This is a genomic window from Anaerostipes sp. (assembly GCF_018381315.1).
Lineage (GTDB): Bacteria > Bacillota > Clostridia > Lachnospirales > Lachnospiraceae > Anaerostipes.
Genome location: NZ_JAGZSD010000018.1, coordinates 19,973 through 38,479, shown reverse-complemented (window position 1 = coordinate 38,479; position 18,507 = coordinate 19,973). Strand labels below are relative to the sequence as shown.

17 protein-coding genes are annotated in these 18,507 nt (G+C 45.2%); all 17 read left to right on the top strand.

Annotated elements, in window-relative coordinates; translation table 11 throughout:
• Positions 1-50: 50 nt before the first annotated feature.
• The 17 genes from KH180_RS12960 (at position 51) to KH180_RS12880 (ending at position 18,323) form a co-directional block, all read left to right on the top strand.
• Positions 51-716 carry a hypothetical protein gene (locus KH180_RS12960; RefSeq protein WP_290761003.1) on the top strand — a complete coding sequence of 222 codons (666 nt, stop codon included), beginning with the start codon at positions 51-53 and terminating at the stop codon, positions 714-716.
• Positions 713-1,117 (top strand): 23S rRNA (pseudouridine(1915)-N(3))-methyltransferase RlmH, encoded by a 405-nt coding sequence (locus tag KH180_RS12955; RefSeq protein WP_290761001.1) that lies wholly within the window; start codon positions 713-715, stop codon positions 1,115-1,117. The genes KH180_RS12960 and KH180_RS12955 overlap by 4 nt, the downstream gene beginning before the upstream one ends.
• A 15-nt stretch (positions 1,118-1,132) precedes the next feature.
• A complete protein-coding gene (locus KH180_RS12950; RefSeq protein WP_290760999.1) occupies positions 1,133-2,023 on the top strand; it encodes a DUF2156 domain-containing protein in 891 nt (296 codons plus the stop codon).
• 64 nt (positions 2,024-2,087) lie between these two features.
• Positions 2,088-2,999, top strand: a complete 912-nt coding sequence (gene pyrB / locus KH180_RS12945; protein ID WP_290760997.1) for an aspartate carbamoyltransferase — start codon at positions 2,088-2,090, stop codon at positions 2,997-2,999.
• Position 3,000: 1 nt separating this feature from the next.
• Entirely contained in the window at positions 3,001-3,423 is a 423-nt protein-coding gene (locus KH180_RS12940) for an aspartate carbamoyltransferase regulatory subunit (protein ID WP_137328823.1), read from the top strand.
• A 16-nt stretch (positions 3,424-3,439) separates the two neighbouring features.
• Positions 3,440-5,716 (top strand): RelA/SpoT family protein, encoded by a 2,277-nt coding sequence (locus tag KH180_RS12935; RefSeq protein WP_290760994.1) that lies wholly within the window; start codon positions 3,440-3,442, stop codon positions 5,714-5,716.
• A gap of 10 nt (positions 5,717-5,726) precedes the next feature.
• A complete protein-coding gene (locus KH180_RS12930) occupies positions 5,727-6,371 on the top strand; it encodes an MBL fold metallo-hydrolase (protein WP_290760993.1) in 645 nt (214 codons plus the stop codon).
• Entirely contained in the window at positions 6,368-7,807 is a 1,440-nt protein-coding gene (gene hemZ / locus KH180_RS12925) for a coproporphyrinogen dehydrogenase HemZ (RefSeq protein ID WP_290760992.1), read from the top strand. The genes KH180_RS12930 and hemZ overlap by 4 nt, the downstream gene beginning before the upstream one ends.
• A gap of 13 nt (positions 7,808-7,820) precedes the next feature.
• Positions 7,821-8,429, top strand: coding sequence for an HD-GYP domain-containing protein (locus KH180_RS12920; RefSeq protein ID WP_290760991.1), 609 nt, complete (start codon positions 7,821-7,823; stop codon positions 8,427-8,429).
• A gap of 14 nt (positions 8,430-8,443) precedes the next feature.
• Complete coding sequence (gene hisS, locus KH180_RS12915; RefSeq protein ID WP_290760989.1) at positions 8,444-9,685, top strand: histidine--tRNA ligase; 1,242 nt, start codon at positions 8,444-8,446, stop codon at positions 9,683-9,685.
• A 410-nt stretch (positions 9,686-10,095) separates the two neighbouring features.
• Positions 10,096-11,643 carry an L-lactate permease gene (locus tag KH180_RS12910; protein WP_290761059.1) on the top strand — a complete coding sequence of 516 codons (1,548 nt, stop codon included), beginning with the start codon at positions 10,096-10,098 and terminating at the stop codon, positions 11,641-11,643.
• Between the two features lie 21 nt (positions 11,644-11,664).
• Positions 11,665-12,960: a nickel-dependent lactate racemase gene (gene larA / locus KH180_RS12905; RefSeq protein ID WP_290760988.1), complete on the top strand. Its 1,296-nt coding sequence runs from the start codon at positions 11,665-11,667 to the stop codon at positions 12,958-12,960.
• A gap of 14 nt (positions 12,961-12,974) precedes the next feature.
• On the top strand, positions 12,975-14,402 hold the full coding sequence (locus tag KH180_RS12900) for an FAD-binding oxidoreductase (RefSeq protein ID WP_290760986.1): 1,428 nt from the start codon (positions 12,975-12,977) through the stop codon (positions 14,400-14,402).
• A 43-nt stretch (positions 14,403-14,445) separates the two neighbouring features.
• Positions 14,446-15,582 carry an acyl-CoA dehydrogenase family protein gene (locus KH180_RS12895; RefSeq protein WP_290760985.1) on the top strand — a complete coding sequence of 379 codons (1,137 nt, stop codon included), beginning with the start codon at positions 14,446-14,448 and terminating at the stop codon, positions 15,580-15,582.
• 29 nt (positions 15,583-15,611) lie between these two features.
• Positions 15,612-16,415, top strand: coding sequence for an electron transfer flavoprotein subunit beta/FixA family protein (locus KH180_RS12890; protein ID WP_290760983.1), 804 nt, complete (start codon positions 15,612-15,614; stop codon positions 16,413-16,415).
• A gap of 13 nt (positions 16,416-16,428) precedes the next feature.
• Positions 16,429-17,427, top strand: coding sequence for an electron transfer flavoprotein subunit alpha/FixB family protein (locus KH180_RS12885; protein ID WP_290760981.1), 999 nt, complete (start codon positions 16,429-16,431; stop codon positions 17,425-17,427).
• A 206-nt stretch (positions 17,428-17,633) separates the two neighbouring features.
• Positions 17,634-18,323 (top strand): FadR/GntR family transcriptional regulator, encoded by a 690-nt coding sequence (locus KH180_RS12880; RefSeq protein WP_290760980.1) that lies wholly within the window; start codon positions 17,634-17,636, stop codon positions 18,321-18,323.
• Positions 18,324-18,507: the final 184 nt, after the last annotated feature.

Sequence of the window (18,507 nt, the reverse complement as noted above, 5' to 3'; positions counted from 1 at the left end):
AAAAGGGATGTGCTATAATAAAAAAAACTATTTATATGGAGGCATGGTAAGTGAAGCTAAAGAAATCAACAGTCATCGTTATCGTTTTGAGCTGGATTTTATTTTTTTGCGCTTGTTTTTTGATTTTTCTTAAATTGGACAAGGAGCATACAGAAAGAATTACAAATGAAAAGATATTCAGGGAAGAGACAAAAGCCTCAGAAAAGGAAAGCACTGAAGCGTCATCTGACGCCCAGGCAGTGGAGCCGGAATCAGATAAAGTCCTTGAGTTTATGAATCAATATTATAAGAAATTAGAAGCAGGGGATGAGAAAAGCCTGAAGGCTATGACCGAAGATCCAAAAGATCTGGTTTCCAGCCGTATAGTTAAGAAGCTGCATAAATACATAGAATCCTATCAGAATCTTTCTTTTCACATTGAAAAGGGTGCAGATGATAATTCTTTCGTTGTCTATGCTGTATACAATACAAAGATCAGGGGCATAAAGACGCCTGCGCCTGGCATGAGCCAGTATTATCTTACCAAAAAGGGCCAGTCCTATAAGATTTACAACAATGAGAAGCATTATACCTCCCAGATAAAGAATGCACTGAATGCCGGATTAGGAAAAGAAAAGGTAAAAGAGCTGATTAAGGAGACCAACGATGCATTTGAGAAGGCTCTGAAATCAGACAAAAAGCTTAAAAAGTTTTTCGACAAAGGCAAATCATCATGAGGTTTTATATTTTTATCTTACAGAAGAATAAAGACCGGCTATATGTCCAGGCAATGGAAGAATATTTGAAACGTCTGGGAAAATATTGTACAATAGAAATCAAGTATGTAAAAAAAGAGAAACAATTGGGAAGAATCTTTGAAAAGGAAGGGAAGCATTTTTTAGTGACCAGTTCTGGGGATAGTATGGAGAGCACTGCTTTTGCAGAAGAAATCAGCCGTTGGATGATAAACGGCTGTTCTAATATCTGCTTTTATATTGGGGAGTTCAGCAGTGAGCATAATTTTTCAGAATTCACCATCTCATCCTTTGACATGGCGCCGGAACTATGCGGAACAGTCCTTTTAGAACAGATTTACAGGGGCTTTAGGATTATTAACCGTCAGCCTTATCATAAATAATTAAAGGAGTTTACAATGGATTTTAAGACACCAAAATTAGAAGATAAAGAAATGCTGGATCAGTATTTCAGCAAAGTGAATTACAGGAGCGCTGATTTTTCTGCGGCAACCTTGATTCTCTGGAAAGACCACTACCATATGTCCTATGCAGTGGAAGAAGATATGCTGATTATCCGCTCTGATGATGAGGGCGGCTGTACTTTCAGTTACCCTATCGGAGACGGAGATGAGAAAAAGGCTGTGGAAGCCATTATGGAATACTGTAAAGAGGAAGGCATTCCGTTTGCCATGCACGGTATTTTAAAGGAAACAGAAGAAAAGATGAAAGAGATGTTCGGGGATATTTTCACGGTAGAATATGACAGAGATCTCTTTGATTATATTTATGAAAGAGAGTCACTTGCCACATTAAAAGGCAAAAAGCTTCACGGCAAGAGGAATCATATCAACCGGTTTAAGGAAAATCATGAGTGGGCTTATGAATCCCTGAACGATGAAAATGCGCTGGAAGCACTGACCATGCTTATGGAATGGAAGCTGGCAAATGAGGCAACCGAGCAGGAAGATTCAGAAAAACATGACGAGATCTGTGCCGCTAAAAATGCCCTGATGTATTATAAGGAACTGGACTTAAAAGGCGGAATTTTGAGAAGTGACGGTAAGATCATAGCATTTGCCATAGGAGAGGGTACTGCGAAGGACACGTTTGTGGTTCATTTTGAGAAAGCGTTCGGTGAGATACAGGGTGCCTATCCTATGATCAATCAGCAGTTTATTCTGCATGAGGCCATGGACTACCAATATATCAACCGGGAAGAGGATCTCGGAGAGGAAGGACTCAGGAAAGCAAAGCTCTCTTACAGGCCTTCGGAGCTGCTGGAAAAAGGACTGTTAAAATATAAGTAATTCATTGACACTATTGGTCTAAAAATGTAGAATTATTATAACATAAGATTAGGAGGTACTTTCAATGAAACATTTAATCGATCCTATGGATTTGTCTGTGGATGACGTCGACAGGCTGTTAAATCTTGCGGATGATATCTCTTCCAGTCCGGAAAAGTACAGGGAAGTATGCAGATATAAGAAGCTTGCAACCTTATTTTTTGAACCAAGTACCAGGACAAGGCTCAGCTTTGAAGCGGCCATGCTGGAGTTAGGCGGCAGTGTACTTGGTTTTTCTTCTGCTGATTCTTCATCTGCAGCCAAAGGAGAAAGTATCGCCGACACAGCGCGGACGGTGGCCTGTTATGCAGACATTATAGCCATGCGCCATCCAAAGGAAGGAGCGCCGTATGTGGCATCAAAGCATGTGGATATTCCTATCATCAATGCCGGGGACGGAGGCCATAACCATCCGACGCAGACCCTGACAGACCTTCTGACCATCAGAAGGGAGAAGGGACGCCTTAACAATCTGACCATCGGTTTCTGCGGGGATCTTAAGTTCGGACGTACCGTGCACTCACTGATCAAGGCCCTCTCCAGATATGACAATATTACTTTTATTATGATCTCACCGGAGGAACTGCAGATTCCGGAGTATCTGAAGAAGGATGTGTTTGAGAAGAAGAATATCCCGTTCCGCGAGGCCAGGAAAATGGAAGAGGTTATGCCGGAACTGGACATTATCTATATGACCAGAGTCCAGAGAGAACGTTTCTTTAATGAGGCCGATTATGTGCGTTTGAAGGACAGCTATATCCTGGACCCTGAAAAGCTGAAGAATGCAAAAAAAGATCTGTCAATTCTTCATCCGCTGCCAAGGGTCAATGAAATATCCGTCAAAGTGGACGAAGATCCGAGAGCGTGCTACTTTAAACAGGCGCTGAACGGCAAGCATGTGAGGATGGCGCTGATTATGGATTTATTGGGGGTTTAGCATGAACATAGACAGTATTAAAAACGGAATCGTTTTGGATCATATTACAGCCGGAAAAGGGATGGATATTTATTACCAGCTGGGGCTGGATAAGCTGGACTGCAGCATTGCCATCATACAGAACGCCAAAAGCAATAAGCTGGGCAAAAAGGACATCATTAAGATTTCCGACAATTTTGACATTGATCTGGATGTCTTAGGATATGTGGATCCCAATGCCAGTGTCTGTATTATCGAGGACGGCAAGTTAAAGTCCAAGCATAAGGTAGCCCTTCCCGAGGTCATCACAAACATTGCAAGATGTAAAAATCCGCGGTGCATCACTTCCATAGAACAGGAGATTGATCATACATTTAAGCTTGTGGATAAAGAGAACAAGGTTTACAGGTGTATTTACTGTGAATCAAAATTAAAAAATAATTAAACTGGAGTGGCTGCCAATGGAGCAAAACAGCAAAACAAAAATAAACCGTGTAAAAAAAGATATCAGCAATCCGAAGAGTTTTACGGCTCCTGAGGAACTCCGTCTTCAACTGATGGACACCATGAAGAGCCTGTACAGTGATGAAGATATAGAGATGGTAGAGAAAGCTTTTGATATGGCTTTTGAGGCCCACAAGGATCAAAAGAGAAAGTCCGGGGAACCCTATATCATTCATCCTATTTGTGTTGCCATCATTTTGGCAGAACTGGAACTTGACCGGGAAACCATCATTGCTGGTTTGCTGCACGATGTGGTGGAAGACACGGAAGTGACCTATGAGGACGTAGTCCGGGAGTTTGGGGTGGAAGTAGCCCAGCTTGTGGACGGTGTTACAAAGTTAGGCCAGCTGAGTTATTCCAAGGATAAGATCGAGGTACAGGCAGAGAATCTGAGAAAGATGTTTCTGGCCATGGCAAAGGACATCCGGGTCATTTTGATCAAGCTGGCGGACCGGCTGCACAACATGCGGACGATGCAGTTTATGAAGCCTGAGAAGCAGAAGGAAAAGTCCAGAGAGACCATGGATATCTATGCGCCTATTGCTCATCGGCTTGGTATCTCCAAGATTAAGGTAGAACTGGATGACCTGTCCTTAAGATATCTGAAGCCGGATGTATACAAGGAACTGGAGCATTCCCTGGATTCACAGAAGGTCCGCAGGGAAGCCTACATCAAAGACATTGTAGATGAGGTCCGGGGACATATTGAGCGCAGCGGCATCAAGGCAGAGATCGACGGCCGGGTGAAGCATTTTTTCAGCATATATAAAAAGATGGTGAATCAAAATAAGACTCTGGATCAGATTTATGATTTGTTTGCAGTGCGCATCAAAGTGGACACGGTGAAGGACTGTTATGCAGCCCTGGGAGTGATTCACGAGATGTATAAGCCCATTCCGGGAAGATTCAAAGACTATATTGCCATGCCGAAGCAGAATATGTACCAGTCACTGCATACGACGCTGATCGGGCCGGAGGGGCATCCGTTTGAGATTCAGATCCGGACATTTGAGATGCACAAGATTGCAGAATACGGTATTGCAGCCCATTGGAAATACAAAGAAAACAGCAATAACGTAGGTGTCAACAAAGAAGAAGAGAAGCTTTCCTGGCTCAGGGAGATTCTGGAGTGGCAGCAGGACATGGATGACAATAAGGAGTTCCTGTCCCTGTTAAAGACCAATCTGGATCTGTTTGCAGAGCAGGTATACTGTTTTACGCCTAACGGAGATGTTAAGAGCCTTGCCAATGGCTCTACGCCTATTGATTTTGCCTACAGCATCCACAGTGCCGTGGGGAATACGATGGTGGGAGCCAGAGTAAACGGAAGGCAGGTGCCGTTTGAGTATCATCTGCAGAACGGCGACAGGGTGGAAGTCATCACTTCCCAGAACTCAAAAGGACCCAGCAGGGACTGGCTGGGCATTGTCAAGTCTACTCAGGCCAAGAGCAAGATCAACCAGTGGTTTAAAACCCAGTTTAAGGAAGAAAACATTGTCAAAGGCAAGGAAATGCTGGAGAAGTACTGCAAGAGCAAGCGCATAGAGCTTCCGCATTATTTAAAGCCGGAGTACATTAAAAAGGTACAGCTTAAGTACGGGTTTAAGGATTGGGAATCTGTCTGTGCTGCCGTCGGACACGGCGGGCTGAAAGAGGGCCAGGTTGTCAATAAGCTGGTGGAAGAGTTTAACAAGGACCAGAAACAAAAGGTTACGGATGAACAGGTACTAGAGGCAGCAGAACATATCAGGGAGCACCGTCCGGAGGAAAAACAGAAGGGCGGTATTGTTGTCAAAGGTGTGGATGATGTGGCAGTGCGGTTTTCCAAATGCTGCAATCCGGTACCTGGAGATGAGATTGTGGGATTTGTCACAAGAGGACGGGGAGTTTCCATTCACAGGACGGACTGTGTCAATCTGCTGAGTATGTCAGAGACGGACAGATCCAGGCTGATTGAGGCTGAATGGCAGGAAGGTTCTGAGGGCTCCGGGCAGACTTACACCACGGAGATTTCCATTTATGCCAACAACCGTAAGGGAATGCTTGCAGATGTTTCCAAAGTATTCCTGGAACTGGATATAGATATTCTGACTATGAATGTGTCAAATTCTAAAAAAGGCCGGGCTACCCTGAGCATGTCATTTGATATCAACGGAGTTGCCCAGCTCAACCAAGTGATCGCAAGAATCCGCAATATTGAAGGTGTGGTGGACATAGAGAGAAAGGTAGGATAGATCAGCAGCTATGGATAATGATATTATTTTGCTAGGAGCCTGTCTTGGACAGATGCAGACAAATTGTTATATTGTCGGCAGCCGCAGGACAAAAGAGGCGCTTGTATTTGATCCGGGAGATGAAGGATTCCGGGTTATGGAGATGTTAAAAAAAGAAGGATTTGAACTCACAGCAGTGCTTTTGACCCACGGACATTTTGACCATGTAATGGCACTTCCTTATTTACAGGAACAAAAGCCAGGACTGCCGGTTTATCTGCATGAGGATGAGGCAGAGGTGCTCAGAGAGCCGTCTCTGAATCTGACTTCGATGTTTGGAGAACCTGTCTCCATGGATGCAGACCATATTGTAAAAGACGGACAGGTTCTGGATCTTTTGGGAACCGAGATACAATGTATTCACGTGCCGGGCCATACAAAGGGCGGAGTCTGTTATTATTTCAAAGAGCAGGGATGGCTGATTGCAGGGGATACCCTGTTCCGCCAGAGCATCGGAAGGACAGATTTTCCTACAGGTGATACGGATGCACTTCTGTCCGGCATCCGGGAAAAGCTGTTTGTTCTGCCGGATGATACAGAAGTTTATCCGGGGCATATGAACAGCACAACCATCGGACTTGAAAAACGCACAAACCCGTTTCTTGTACAGCCATGATCGGATTGATTCAGAATGAGACCCTGTATGAATACGATATCAGAAGCCTGATACTGGCGTTCTGCATTGGAGAAAAGATAGAATTGTCTTCAGAAGAGAATGACAATTCTATCTATGATTTTATTTGCAGAGTCTTCTACGGAGAACCGGAAACTCTTCTGGAACTTAGAGCCGGGGAAGCAGTTCTTTCTGAGAAGGTTAAGGGGGATTATAAAGATAAAAAGAGTTTTAAAAATGGCCTGAAAGCAGCGCTGTACCGGCTGCTGTCCGGCCATCTTAAAAAGGAACTTCCATGGGGAACACTGAATGGTATCCGGCCTACAAAACTTGTGTTTGAAGACTGTGCCTCAGGAAGAAGCAGGGAAGAGATGGAAGCAAAACTGCGGAATGATTACCTGGTCAGCAGAGAAAAGGCACAGCTCTGTGTCTCTGTGGCACAAAAAGAGACAGAATTACTGGGGGATATCTCCTATACCAATGGATACAGTCTGTATGTGGGGATTCCGTTCTGTCCAAGTACATGTCTGTACTGTTCTTTTACTTCGTATCCAATTTCTGCTTATAAAGAGTATGTGGATCAGTATCTGGATGCTTTGATCCGTGAGATCCGCTATGTAGGCAGTCAATACAGGGACAGGCCGCTGGTCAGCCTGTATGTGGGGGGAGGAACTCCTACAACCCTTTCACCCAAACAGCTAGAGCGTTTATTGAGAGAACTGAGAAAGTGTTTTGATTTCAGCAGGATCCGGGAGATTACCGTGGAAGCGGGAAGACCCGACAGCATTACCGGGGAGAAGCTTTCTGTACTTTTTGAGAACGGTGTCACAAGGATCAGCATCAATCCTCAGACTATGAATAATGTTACACTAAAGAGGATCGGAAGGAACCATACGGCGGAGGAAGTGGCAGCCAGCTTTGAGGCAGCGAGAAAGACAGGATTTGATAATATCAATATGGATACCATCTGCGGACTTCCGGGAGAAGGAGAAAAAGAGCTTGAAACAACCTTTGCGGCTCTTGGTGAATTGAAACCGGACAGCATTACCGTCCATGCGCTGGCCATCAAGCGGAGTGCGCCGTTAAACCAGCTGAGAGACCAATATTCTTTTGGAGCAGATGAACAGATGATTCAGTATGCACAGGATGCATGCTTTTCTATGGGAATGGAGCCGTACTATCTGTACAGGCAGAAAAACATTCCCGGGAATTTTGAAAATATAGGCTTTTCTTTGGAAGAAAAGGAGTGTCTTTATAATATACTGATTATGGAGGAACTGCATGATATCATAGCAGTGGGAGCCGGTGCCTCATCAAAGATTCTCGGCCCGGGCAGAAATATTCAGAGAGTGGAGAATCTCAAGGATGTCAGGCAGTATACAGAACGGATCAGTGAAATGATTTTACGGAAAGATAAATTACTAAAAAGTATGTGTTAGGTGGTGCTGCATTATGCCAATGAAATATGAATCCCGGGATGTGGAAACCCCGATTCAGGTCAGCCTGGATGATTCTATTGAGCACGGGATCGTTGTAAGCAATCTTGCATACAGTGTGGGAAAAGAGCTGGGCCTGGATGAAGCGACCTGCTATGACCTGGCTGTGGCAGGGCTTTTACATGATATCGGAAAGGTTCGTTTAAATTTTTACATGAATGAAAAGGAAGAGCAGATCCTTGCGGTTGATGAGACACGCTATCTGCGCATGCATTCCACCATTGGCCATTCTATTTTGATTGAGCATGGATATGACGATATTGTTTTAGATGCAGTATTGTATCATCATGAGCATTACGACGGCACCGGATATCCGAGCAATTTAAAGAGGGATGAGATCCCTCTGGTGGGAAGGATCATGCATGTATGTGATATTTTTGGGGCTTTGATTGCCAACCGGGATTACAGAGAAGGATTTTCGGTGGAAACTGCCCTGGAAGTTATGATCGAAGAAGTAAAGAATTTTGACATGAAAGTGTTTCTTGCGTTTCAGCGGGTTGCATTTTCCAGAGAAATGCTTAGAATATTAGAAAAGAGCAATCTGCACGATACAGATATAACTTAAAGGAGGAACTGTGAATGATAACACAAGCACCGAGAGGGACGAAAGACTGGTTCGGGGAGGAGATGCAGAAGCGGACATACCTGGAGAATATTTTTAAGGATTTATGCGGGACATATAATATCCATGAGATTATCACCCCGGTATTTGAGCATACGGTATTGTTCCAGCGAAGCGTAGGAGAGACGACAGATGTGGTTCAAAAAGAAATGTACACATTTGAAGATAAGGGGAACAGAAGTATTACTTTAAAGCCGGAAGGAACCGCAGGCGCCATTCGTGCTTATCTGGAGCATGGAATGCAGAATGAGCCTCAGCCGGTAAAGATGTTTTACATCACCCCGGCCTTCCGTTACGAAAAACCCCAGAGCGGAAGACTGAGACAGCATCATCAGTTTGGAATAGAGTTCGTGGGGGCAGAAAGCCCCCTTGCAGAAGTTGAGCTGATTACTCTTGTCACGTCTTTTATTAAAAAGATTGGGCTTAAGGATGCAAAACTCCATATCAACAGTATTGGCTGTTCAAACTGCAGAAAAGATTACAATAAAGCTTTGCTTGATTACCTTCACCAGCATGAGGACAAGCTTTGCCCGACATGCCGCGAGAGAATGGAGAAGAATCCGCTCCGTGTGATCGACTGTAAGGTGCCTTCCTGCAAAGAGATTATCAAGGATGCGCCCAGAACCATCGATTATCTGGATGACGAGTGCAGCGCTCATTTCGAGGAACTGAAAAGTCTTCTGGACAGCCTGAACATTCCTTATGAGGTGGATACCGGCATTGTGAGAGGGCTGGATTATTACACAAAAACTGTATTTGAGTTCGTCAATGAGGACGGATTTACCCTGTGCGGCGGCGGACGGTATGACAATCTGGTTCATGAAATCGACGGAAAAGCTTCAATGCCTTCAGTCGGTTTCGGTATGGGTGTGGAACGTATTTTATATTTCCTGGAAGAAGAGGGTGTTGAACTTCCGCAGGGCAGGCCGCTGAACCTTTATGTCGGCATCCTTGGGAAAGAAGCCAAGGCCAGAGCGTATGAGATCGTTGCGGGCCTGCGCTCTGAAGGGTTTAAGGTGGAGACTGACTACCTTGGCCGCGGAGTTAAAGCACAGATGAAATATGCAAACAAGCTTCATGCACAGAATACGATTATCATCGGTGAAAATGAACTTCTGGAGAACAAAGGAAGGCTTAAAAACATGGAAACAGGTGAAGAGACAGAGATCTCTTTGGATAACATAGGAAGTGCCTTATAAATATAAGCACCATTAAAAAAATATTGTATAAGAAAAAAGAAACGGGCTCCCGGTTTATGGGGCCTGTTTCTTTTTTTCATAGGAAAGTGCATTCTATGAAATAAAAAATGCTCCGCGAGCGGGATTCTTTCTTTTTTTTGTGAGATTTCATGAAATTAAAAAAAGAGAGCATAATTTTAAAAGGGATAAAAATGGAAATATCAATCGTTTTGGCGGGCAGTGAAGAGAAAATAAAAATTAAATTTCGGCAGATTGCATAAAAAAATAGGACAAAAGGACAGGCTGTTCATGCAAAAGGACTTGACAATTTTTAAAATTGGTCCTACCATAAGGGGCAACAAGGGGATTGGTAGAACCAATTTATTTGGGTGTAACTCGTAGTTCTGAACAGAAAGGAGATTCTGCTCGTGATGTTCATCAAATTTATTTTGGCTTTGCTTCCTATCCTTTGGCTCATGCTGGCCTTAAGCGGCTTAAAGATGCCCGGATACAAAGCCTGTCCTATTTCACTTGCGATTACACTAGTTCTTGCACTGCTGCTATGGAAAATGCCGCTTTTAGATGCTCTGACCGGAACACTGGAAGGAGCAGCTATGGGAATCTGGCCAATCTGTCTGGTCATCATTGCGGCCATTTTCACTTACAACCTGACGGTACATACAAAACATATGGATTTGATCAAACGAATGCTGACCAGCGTGTCCAGAGACAAGCGGATTCTGATTCTCATCATCGCCTGGGGATTTGGAGGATTCATGGAGGGAATGGCAGGCTTTGGAACAGCAGTGGCTATTCCGGCCAGTATCTTATGCGGACTGGGAATCAATCCGATCTTTGCAGCAACGGTTTGTCTGGTTGCCAATGCAACTCCCACGGCATTCGGCTCTATCGGTATTCCGACCATCACTGCAGCTTCTGTGAGCGGTCTCGATCCTGGAAGCGTAGCTGTGGCTGTTGTACTGCAGCTGGCAGTTTTAGTCGTCCTGACACCATTCCTGATGATGATTATGACGGGAGGTTCTGTAAAGGGACTGAAGGGGATCGGCTTGATTACACTGCTTTCCGGATTAGGTTTTATTATTCCGGAGTATCTGACCGCAAAGTTTGTGGGAGCTGAACTTCCGGCAGTGATCGGCTCTGTATGCAGCATGGTTATTACGATTCTTGCTGCAAAGTTTTTAAAGAAAAAAGAAGATCCGGAATACATTCTGGAGGGACTGAATGAAGGCGGACCGGCAGACAAGGAACCTCTTGGATTAAAAAAGGCAGTAACTGCATGGCTGCCGTTTCTGCTGATCCTGATTTTCCTCCTGCTTACTTCCAGCCTGGTTCCTGCTGTTCATGATCCGCTGGCAAGTGTAAAGAGTTCAGTCCAGATCTATACAGGTGCAGGAGCTGCCCCATATACTTTCACATGGCTGGCAACACCTGGTATTCTGATTTTCCTGGCTGCACTGATCGGAGGGAAAGCGCAGGGGGCTTCCTGGGGAGAGATCGGAATGGTATTAAAAGACACCTTGATACAGATGTCAAAGACTGTCCTGACGATCGTGTCCGTTCTGGCAACGGCAAAGGTCATGGGATACAGCGGAATGATCAGTGACATCGCAGCGCTGATTGTGGCGGTTACAGGTTCATTCTATCCGCTGGTTGCACCGCTGATCGGCTCAATCGGAACCTTTGTGACAGGAAGTGCAACATCTTCAAGCGTACTGTTCACAGGACTTCAGGTTCAGACAGCCCATACACTCGGAATGAATGATGTCTGGCTGGCAGCGGCCAATACAGTGGGGTCTACGGCAGGAAAGATTATTTCACCGCAGAGTATCGCTATCGCTGTAGCCGCAACGGGAACAGTTGGAAAAGAAAGCAGGATCCTGAACGGATCTATAAAATACTTCATTCTGTTTATCGTTCTTTATGGAGTGATCGCATTTACAGGACTTCGGTTCATTTAAAACATTCAACGGAGGTAACTTATGAGTATGATAAATCTTCCCTACGGAAAAGGGAAATTAACCATTGAGATTCCACAGGAACGCCTGGCAGGCATTCTTTTATCAAAAGCCCATGACTATCAGGCAAAACTTGGAGAGGAAGAACTCGTGAAGGATGCCCTGATGCATCCGGTGGGAAGTCCGAGGCTCAGTGAACTGGCCAGGGGAAAGGACCATATTGTTCTGATTGCCAGCGATCATACCCGTCCGGTTCCCAGCAAGGTGATTATGCCGGCTGTCATGGAGGAAATCAAGCAGGGAAATCCCAATGCCAAAATAACTATTCTAATTGCCACAGGATTTCACCGTCCGACAACAAGAGATGAGCTTATTGCAAAATTCGGAGAGGAAACAGTGAATCATCCGGACATCAGGTTTGTAGTGCATGAAAGCGGCAGGGAGGAAGATATGGTTAGCCTTGGCACACTTCCTTCAGGGGGTGAGCTTTTGATTAACAAGACTGCCTGGGAGGCTGATCTGCTGATCTCGGAAGGATTTATAGAACCCCACTTTTTTGCAGGATTTTCCGGCGGCAGAAAGAGTGTTCTGCCGGGTGTCTCCAGCAGGACTACAGTACTGGCAAATCATTGCTCAGAGTTTATCGATGATCCTCATGCCAGAACGGGAATCCTGAAGGGGAATCCTATCCACAGAGATATGATCTATGCGGCAGGAAAGGCAAAACTTGCTTTTATTATAAATGTTGTGCTGGATGAAGATAAGAAAGTGATTGAGGCATTCGCAGGACACTATGAAAAAGCCCATGAAAGCGGCTGCAGTTTTGTGGACCGGCTTTCAGGAGTAGACGCAGTTCCTTCAGATATTGTCATTTCCACGAATGGAGGTTACCCTCTGGACCAGAATATTTACCAGTCTGTCAAAGGTATGACGGCGGCAGAAGCCACCTGCCGTCCGGGCGGAGTTATCATCATGGCTGCAAGCTGCATTGACGGACATGGAGGAAAAGAGCTGTATGACACCTTTGCAAAGGAAAAAGATAAAGAAAAGATCATGAAAAGATTTCTTTCCACGGACAGAAACTCTACGGTGCCGGATCAGTGGGAGTCCCAGATATTATGCAGGATCCTGTTAAAGTATAAGGTCATCATGGTGACACAGGCGCCTAAGGATATGGTAGAGGAGATGCAGATGGACTATGCAGACAGCGTGGAGGATGCGGTCCGCATGGCAGACGAGTATCTTGGGAAAGAAAATAGTAAAATCACTGTGATACCGGATGGTGTCTCAGTTATTGTAAGAAATAAAAACCAGGGTTGACCAAGGAGGATCAGATGAGTGAATATCAATACGGCAAAGTAACACAAGAAATCATTGACCAGCTGAAGGAGATTGCACCGAAACGTGTCTATACGGGGGATGAGATCAACGATGATTTTACCCATGACGAGATGTCGATCTACGGAAAAGCAATGCCGGAAGCAGTTGTGGAACCGCTGACTACGGAGGAGGTTGCCGCGGTAATGAAACTCTGCAGCGAACACAGAATTCCGGTGACTCCAAGCGGAGCCAGAACCGGCCTTGTAGGAGGTGCGGTGAGTATCCACGGCGGAATTGTGCTGTCCATCACGAAAATGAATAAGATTCTGGGATATGATAAAGAAAATTTTGTGGTGACCATTCAGCCGGGGGTATTGTTAAATGATTTGGCAGAGGATGCCGAAAAACAGGGGCTTCTCTACCCGCCGGATCCGGGAGAAAAATTTGCCACCGTGGGCGGAAATGTAGCGACCAATGCCGGAGGCATGAGAGCAGTGAAATATGGAACTACCAGAGATTATGTCAGGGCAATGACTGTGGTGCTTCCAACCGGAGAGATTGTCAAGCTGGGTGCTACAGTGTCTAAGACCAGTTCCGGCTACAGTCTGCTGAACCTGATGGTCGGTTCTGAAGGAACCTTAGGAGTGATTACAGAGCTTACTTTAAAGGTAATTCCTCAGCCTAAAGCAGTTATCAGCCTGATCATTCCTTATGAGACTCTGGAAGACTGCATTTCCACAGTACCTCAGTTTTTTATGCATCACCTTCATCCTCAGGCTTTGGAGTTTATGGAAAAGGATGTTGTCATGGATACAGAAAAGTTCCTCGGAAAGAAGGTATATCCAAGGCAGATGGAAGGCATGGATGTAGGCGCTTATCTGCTGGCTACCTTTGACGGTGACTCAGAAGAGCAGCTGGAAGATATCATAGAAGCTGCGTCAGAGGTTGTTTTAGAGGCGGGAGCAATTGATGTTCTGGTGGCAGATACTCCTGCGCTGAAGAGAGACGCATGGGCAGTGAGAAGCGCACTTTTGGAGGCCATTGAGGCGGACACTGTGCTGCTGGATGAATGTGATGTGGTAGTTCCCACAAATAAGATCGCTGAGTTTCTGACCTATACGAAATCACTGGAAGCAGAAGCTGATTTCAGGGTAAAAAGCTTTGGCCATGCGGGAGACGGTAATCTGCATATTTATACATGCAGCAATGACATGGAAGAGGAAGAATTCAAAAAACAGGCGGCTGAGTTTATGAAAAAAGTATATAAGAAAGCCACTGAGTTTGGAGGGCTGATTTCCGGGGAACACGGAATTGGACATGGAAAGCTTGATTATCTGGCGGAATCTGCAGGGCCGGTCAGCATGAGAATCATGGAAGGCATAAAACAGACCTTTGACCCGAATATGATCTTAAACCCCGGAAAGGTATGCTACAAGCTGTAAGGAGCAAAAAACATTCTATATATAAAAAAAGGAGAAATAAATTATGGCATATTTAATTTCAGAAGAAGCAAAAGATTTACTGCAGGACGTAAGTGAATTCTGTGAAAACGAAGTAAAAGAACAGTGCAAAGAATTTGATAAATCAGGAGAGTGGCCGAAAGAGATCTATGATAAAGCCATCGAAATGCAGCTTCATTCTCTGGAGGTTCCGGAAGAATACGGCGGACCTGGACTTTCCAGAGTGGACGTGGCGGCCCTGATTGAAGAAATGGCCATTGCGGATGCAGGATTTGCCACAACGATTTCAGCCAGCGGACTGGGAACAAAACCTGTGCTGATCGCGGGAAATGAAGAACAAAAACAGCATGTGTGCAGTAAGATCATTGAAGGAGGATTCGGGGCATTTTGTCTGACCGAGCCGGGAGCAGGTTCTGATGCCGGAGCAGGGACAACAACTGCAGTAAAAGACGGAGACGAATACATACTCAACGGAAGAAAATGCTTTATTACAAACGGGGGGATTGCTTCTTTCTATTGTATTACCGCTATGACAGATAAAAGCCAGGGTGTAAAAGGGATCTCCATGTTCCTTGTAGATGCAGGGACACCCGGACTGAGCACCGGAAATGAAGAAGATAAGATGGGGATCCGTACTTCCAACACCTGTGACGTTGTCTTGGAAGACTGCAGAATTCCTGCGGCAAATCTTATCGGCCAGGAAGGAAAGGGCTTTGGAATTGCCATGAAGACGCTTGACCAGGCCAGAGCATGGATGGGGTGTGTCGCAGCAGGAATAGCACAGAGAGGCATTCGTGAAGCGATTGCTTACGGGAAAGAACGGATCCAGTTCGGAAAACCGATCATCAGAAACCAGGCACTTCAGTTCAAGATTGCAGATATGGAAATCAAAACAGAGACAGCCCGCCAGATGGTAGCCCATGCACTGACAAAAATGGATCTTGGACTTCCGCATTCCAAAGAAGCGGCGATTGCAAAATGCTACGCCAGCGACATTGCTATGGAGGTGGCATCCGAAGCTATCCAGATGTTCGGCGGATATGGATACAGCAGAGAATATCCGGTAGAAAAACTTCTGAGGGATGCAAAAATCTTCCAGATTTTTGAGGGAAGCAATGAGATTCAAAGAATCGTTATTGCCAACAATACGATCGGAAGATAAGGACTTGACTGGACAAAGGAGTGAAGATTATGGAAATTTTAGTGTGCATTAAGCAGGTGCCGGATGATTCTGTGGAAGTACATTTGACAGACGAAGGCAAGCCGGATCTTACAAACATTACGCCTGTTGTCAATGCGTTTGACACCTATGCGCTTGAAATGGCTGCCCGCCTGAAAGAAGCAGGAGAAGGGGAGATCACAGCCCTGTGTATCGGCGGCGAAGAAGCCCGGAATTCATTAAAAAACTGCCTCGCAGTAGGGGCAGACCATGCATATCTGGTCCGGGAAGATCAGTTTGACGGTTCAGATTCCATGGGCATCAGCCATATTCTAATGTGTGCTGCAAAAAAGATAGAAGAAGATACCGGAAAGAAGTTTGATCTGATTTTCTGCGGAAAAGAGGCAACCGATGCAGCACTTGGCCAAGTGGGAGTGAGCCTTGCAGAGATGATGGGCACCGGGGCTGTGACCAATGTGATCGAGGTCTGCTGTGCCGAAGGGTGTGTAACTGCCAAACAGGAAACAGAGGAAGGCTACCGAATGATAGAAACAAAAGTTCCCTGTGTGCTTACGGTGACCAAGCCGGATTATGATCCAAGATATCCTACCATCAAAAATAAGATGGCGGCAAGGAAAAAGCCGATCGGCACCATAAAAGCAGAAGACCTGGCCATGCTGGAACCTGAAAAAACAGGGGCGGCCGGAGCCTTTGCCAGGACTTTGAAGCTCTATGAACCGCCGAAAAAAGAGGCAGGGGTTAAGATCCTGGAAGAGACAGCAGAGGACTCGGCATTAAAAGCGGTTGCCTTGATGGCAGATGCGAAAGTATTCTAAGGAGGAGTTTGCAATGGATATGACAGAATATAAAAATATCGCGGTTTACATAGAAACTGCGGACAAAAGCCCGGTTAAGGTCGGCTTGGAAATGCTTTCTCCTGCCAGGAAAATTGCAGAAGAGCAGGGCGGAAAGGTTATAGCGGTCATGATCGGGGACGGCATTCAGGAAGCGGCTGAAAAAGCAGCGGCTTCCGGGGCAGATGAAGTCATACTGGTCCAGGATCCGCAGTATGAAACATTTCATCCGGACCGTTATGCAAACGTGCTGGAGGAAATTACAGCAGCGGAGAAACCTTTCGCGCTGCTGATCGGGGGTACGCAGGACGGAAAAGATCTTGCCCCAAAGCTGGCAGCCAGACTCAGCACAGGGTGTGTTTCAGATGTTATGGATATAAAAATTGAAGGAGGAAAGGCAGTCTATACCTGTCCTCTATATGGAGGATGTGTCCTTCAGGATGTGACACTGGAGGGACCTGCACCGCAGATCGCCGTGCTGCGCTCCGGAGCCTTTAAAAAAGCAGAAGACCCGGTTCAGGGAGTTGTTGAGGAAAGAAATGTCCCGGTTTCCGGCGAAAACATACGGCTGGATATCAAGGGGATTGTAAAAGAAATTGCAGAGACTGTGAATCTGGAGGACGCAGAGGTCATCGTGTCCGGCGGACGGGGAATGGGAAACAAGGAGAACTTTTCCCTGGTAAAAGAGCTTGCTGATCTGCTTGGCGGAGTGGTGGGAGCCACAAGGCCTGCGATCGAGGACGGATGGATCTCCAGAGTACATCAGGTAGGACAGTCAGGAAAAATCGTAGCTCCCAAGCTTTATATTGCATGCGGCATTTCCGGCGCAACACAGCATGTGTCCGGAATCATGAATTCAGATTATATCGTAGCCGTCAACAAAGACGAAGATGCGCCCATATTTGACGTGGCAAACATCGGAATCGTAGGTGACGCAGTCAATGTGCTTCCTGTCATGATCGAAGAGATCAGAAAGAGAAAGGAAGCAGAATAAATCAGCGTGTTTCTATGCTTAATGCATATTGACCATCTTAATGCACCCCCTGCACCGGAGCAGTCCGGAGCAGGGGGTATCCTCAATTTCGTCAAAAACAGACCTGATTATCATTGAAAAACCAGAAATAATAGAAATTCCCTTGATTTCATCTTACCTGAAAGGTATAATTCTCTCCAAGCGGATTCATAGAAAGAGGGATAGAAATGCAGCAGGGAAAAGCTTATGAAAAGGTTATAGAACATATCAAGAAACAGATTATCAATCATGATCTGACCATTGGAGAGAAACTGCCTCCGGAGAGAGAGATCTCAGAAAATCTGGGTGTCAGCCGTAATTCTGTGCGTGAGGCGATTCATATGCTGGAGATGATGGGTTTTATATCAAGCCAGCAGGGCGCAGGAAATTATGTCTCCTGCAACTTTGAAAAAAATCTGGTAGAGTCTATGTCTATGATGTTCATTCTGCACAAACTTGACTATAGTTCCATCACACAGCTTCGTTTTGCGCTGGAGATGGAGGCCTTTGTACTGGCCGTAGATCATATCAGTGAAGAGGAGATTCAGAAGATCAGTGAGTATATATCCAATCTGGACAGAGGGAAAACAGAGGAAGAATGTGTAATTTGGGATAAAAAAATTCATTATGCCATAGCAAAGGCTTCCCATAATGTTCTGATTATAGATATTTTACAGGCATTGTCAGACGTTCTGGACACCTATATCACTGATATGCGGAGAGAGATTTTTAAGGATGACAACAAAGAAAAGCTCCAGCAGACCCACAAAGAGATTGCCAAATGCATGATAGAAAAAGACTTAGAGGGCGGAAGAAGAGCGATAGAGGATCATTTTGACATTATCAATAAGACTCTGGACCGCATGAAGACAAGATAATTTGTGCAAATTGACTAAAAATATCAGAAATTAAAAATAATACTGGACGAAAAATACAAATAAGTTTATAATGAAGATAAATTGGTAGGACCAATATATAGAACAAGGAACCTGGAAATGGAGCAGCATTTCCAATTATTTTTCACACGATTGGTAGGACCAATCGTAAAGGCAGGAGGAAAAC

Excerpts from the sequence above, each read along its gene's own strand:
- KH180_RS12955 (WP_290761001.1), top strand. The coding sequence starts at position 713 with ATGAGGTTTTATATTTTTATCTTACAGAAGAATAAAGACCGGCTATAT.
- KH180_RS12950 (WP_290760999.1), top strand. The coding sequence starts at position 1,133 with ATGGATTTTAAGACACCAAAATTAGAAGATAAAGAAATGCTGGATCAG.
- pyrB (WP_290760997.1), top strand. The coding sequence starts at position 2,088 with ATGAAACATTTAATCGATCCTATGGATTTGTCTGTGGATGACGTCGAC.
- KH180_RS12940 (WP_137328823.1), top strand. The coding sequence starts at position 3,001 with ATGAACATAGACAGTATTAAAAACGGAATCGTTTTGGATCATATTACA.
- KH180_RS12935 (WP_290760994.1), top strand. The coding sequence starts at position 3,440 with ATGGAGCAAAACAGCAAAACAAAAATAAACCGTGTAAAAAAAGATATC.
- KH180_RS12930 (WP_290760993.1), top strand. The coding sequence starts at position 5,727 with ATGGATAATGATATTATTTTGCTAGGAGCCTGTCTTGGACAGATGCAG.
- hemZ (WP_290760992.1), top strand. The coding sequence starts at position 6,368 with ATGATCGGATTGATTCAGAATGAGACCCTGTATGAATACGATATCAGA.
- KH180_RS12920 (WP_290760991.1), top strand. The coding sequence starts at position 7,821 with ATGCCAATGAAATATGAATCCCGGGATGTGGAAACCCCGATTCAGGTC.
- hisS (WP_290760989.1), top strand. The coding sequence starts at position 8,444 with ATGATAACACAAGCACCGAGAGGGACGAAAGACTGGTTCGGGGAGGAG.
- KH180_RS12910 (WP_290761059.1), top strand. The coding sequence starts at position 10,096 with ATGTTCATCAAATTTATTTTGGCTTTGCTTCCTATCCTTTGGCTCATG.
- larA (WP_290760988.1), top strand. The coding sequence starts at position 11,665 with ATGAGTATGATAAATCTTCCCTACGGAAAAGGGAAATTAACCATTGAG.
- KH180_RS12900 (WP_290760986.1), top strand. The coding sequence starts at position 12,975 with ATGAGTGAATATCAATACGGCAAAGTAACACAAGAAATCATTGACCAG.
- KH180_RS12895 (WP_290760985.1), top strand. The coding sequence starts at position 14,446 with ATGGCATATTTAATTTCAGAAGAAGCAAAAGATTTACTGCAGGACGTA.
- KH180_RS12890 (WP_290760983.1), top strand. The coding sequence starts at position 15,612 with ATGGAAATTTTAGTGTGCATTAAGCAGGTGCCGGATGATTCTGTGGAA.
- KH180_RS12885 (WP_290760981.1), top strand. The coding sequence starts at position 16,429 with ATGGATATGACAGAATATAAAAATATCGCGGTTTACATAGAAACTGCG.
- KH180_RS12880 (WP_290760980.1), top strand. The coding sequence starts at position 17,634 with ATGCAGCAGGGAAAAGCTTATGAAAAGGTTATAGAACATATCAAGAAA.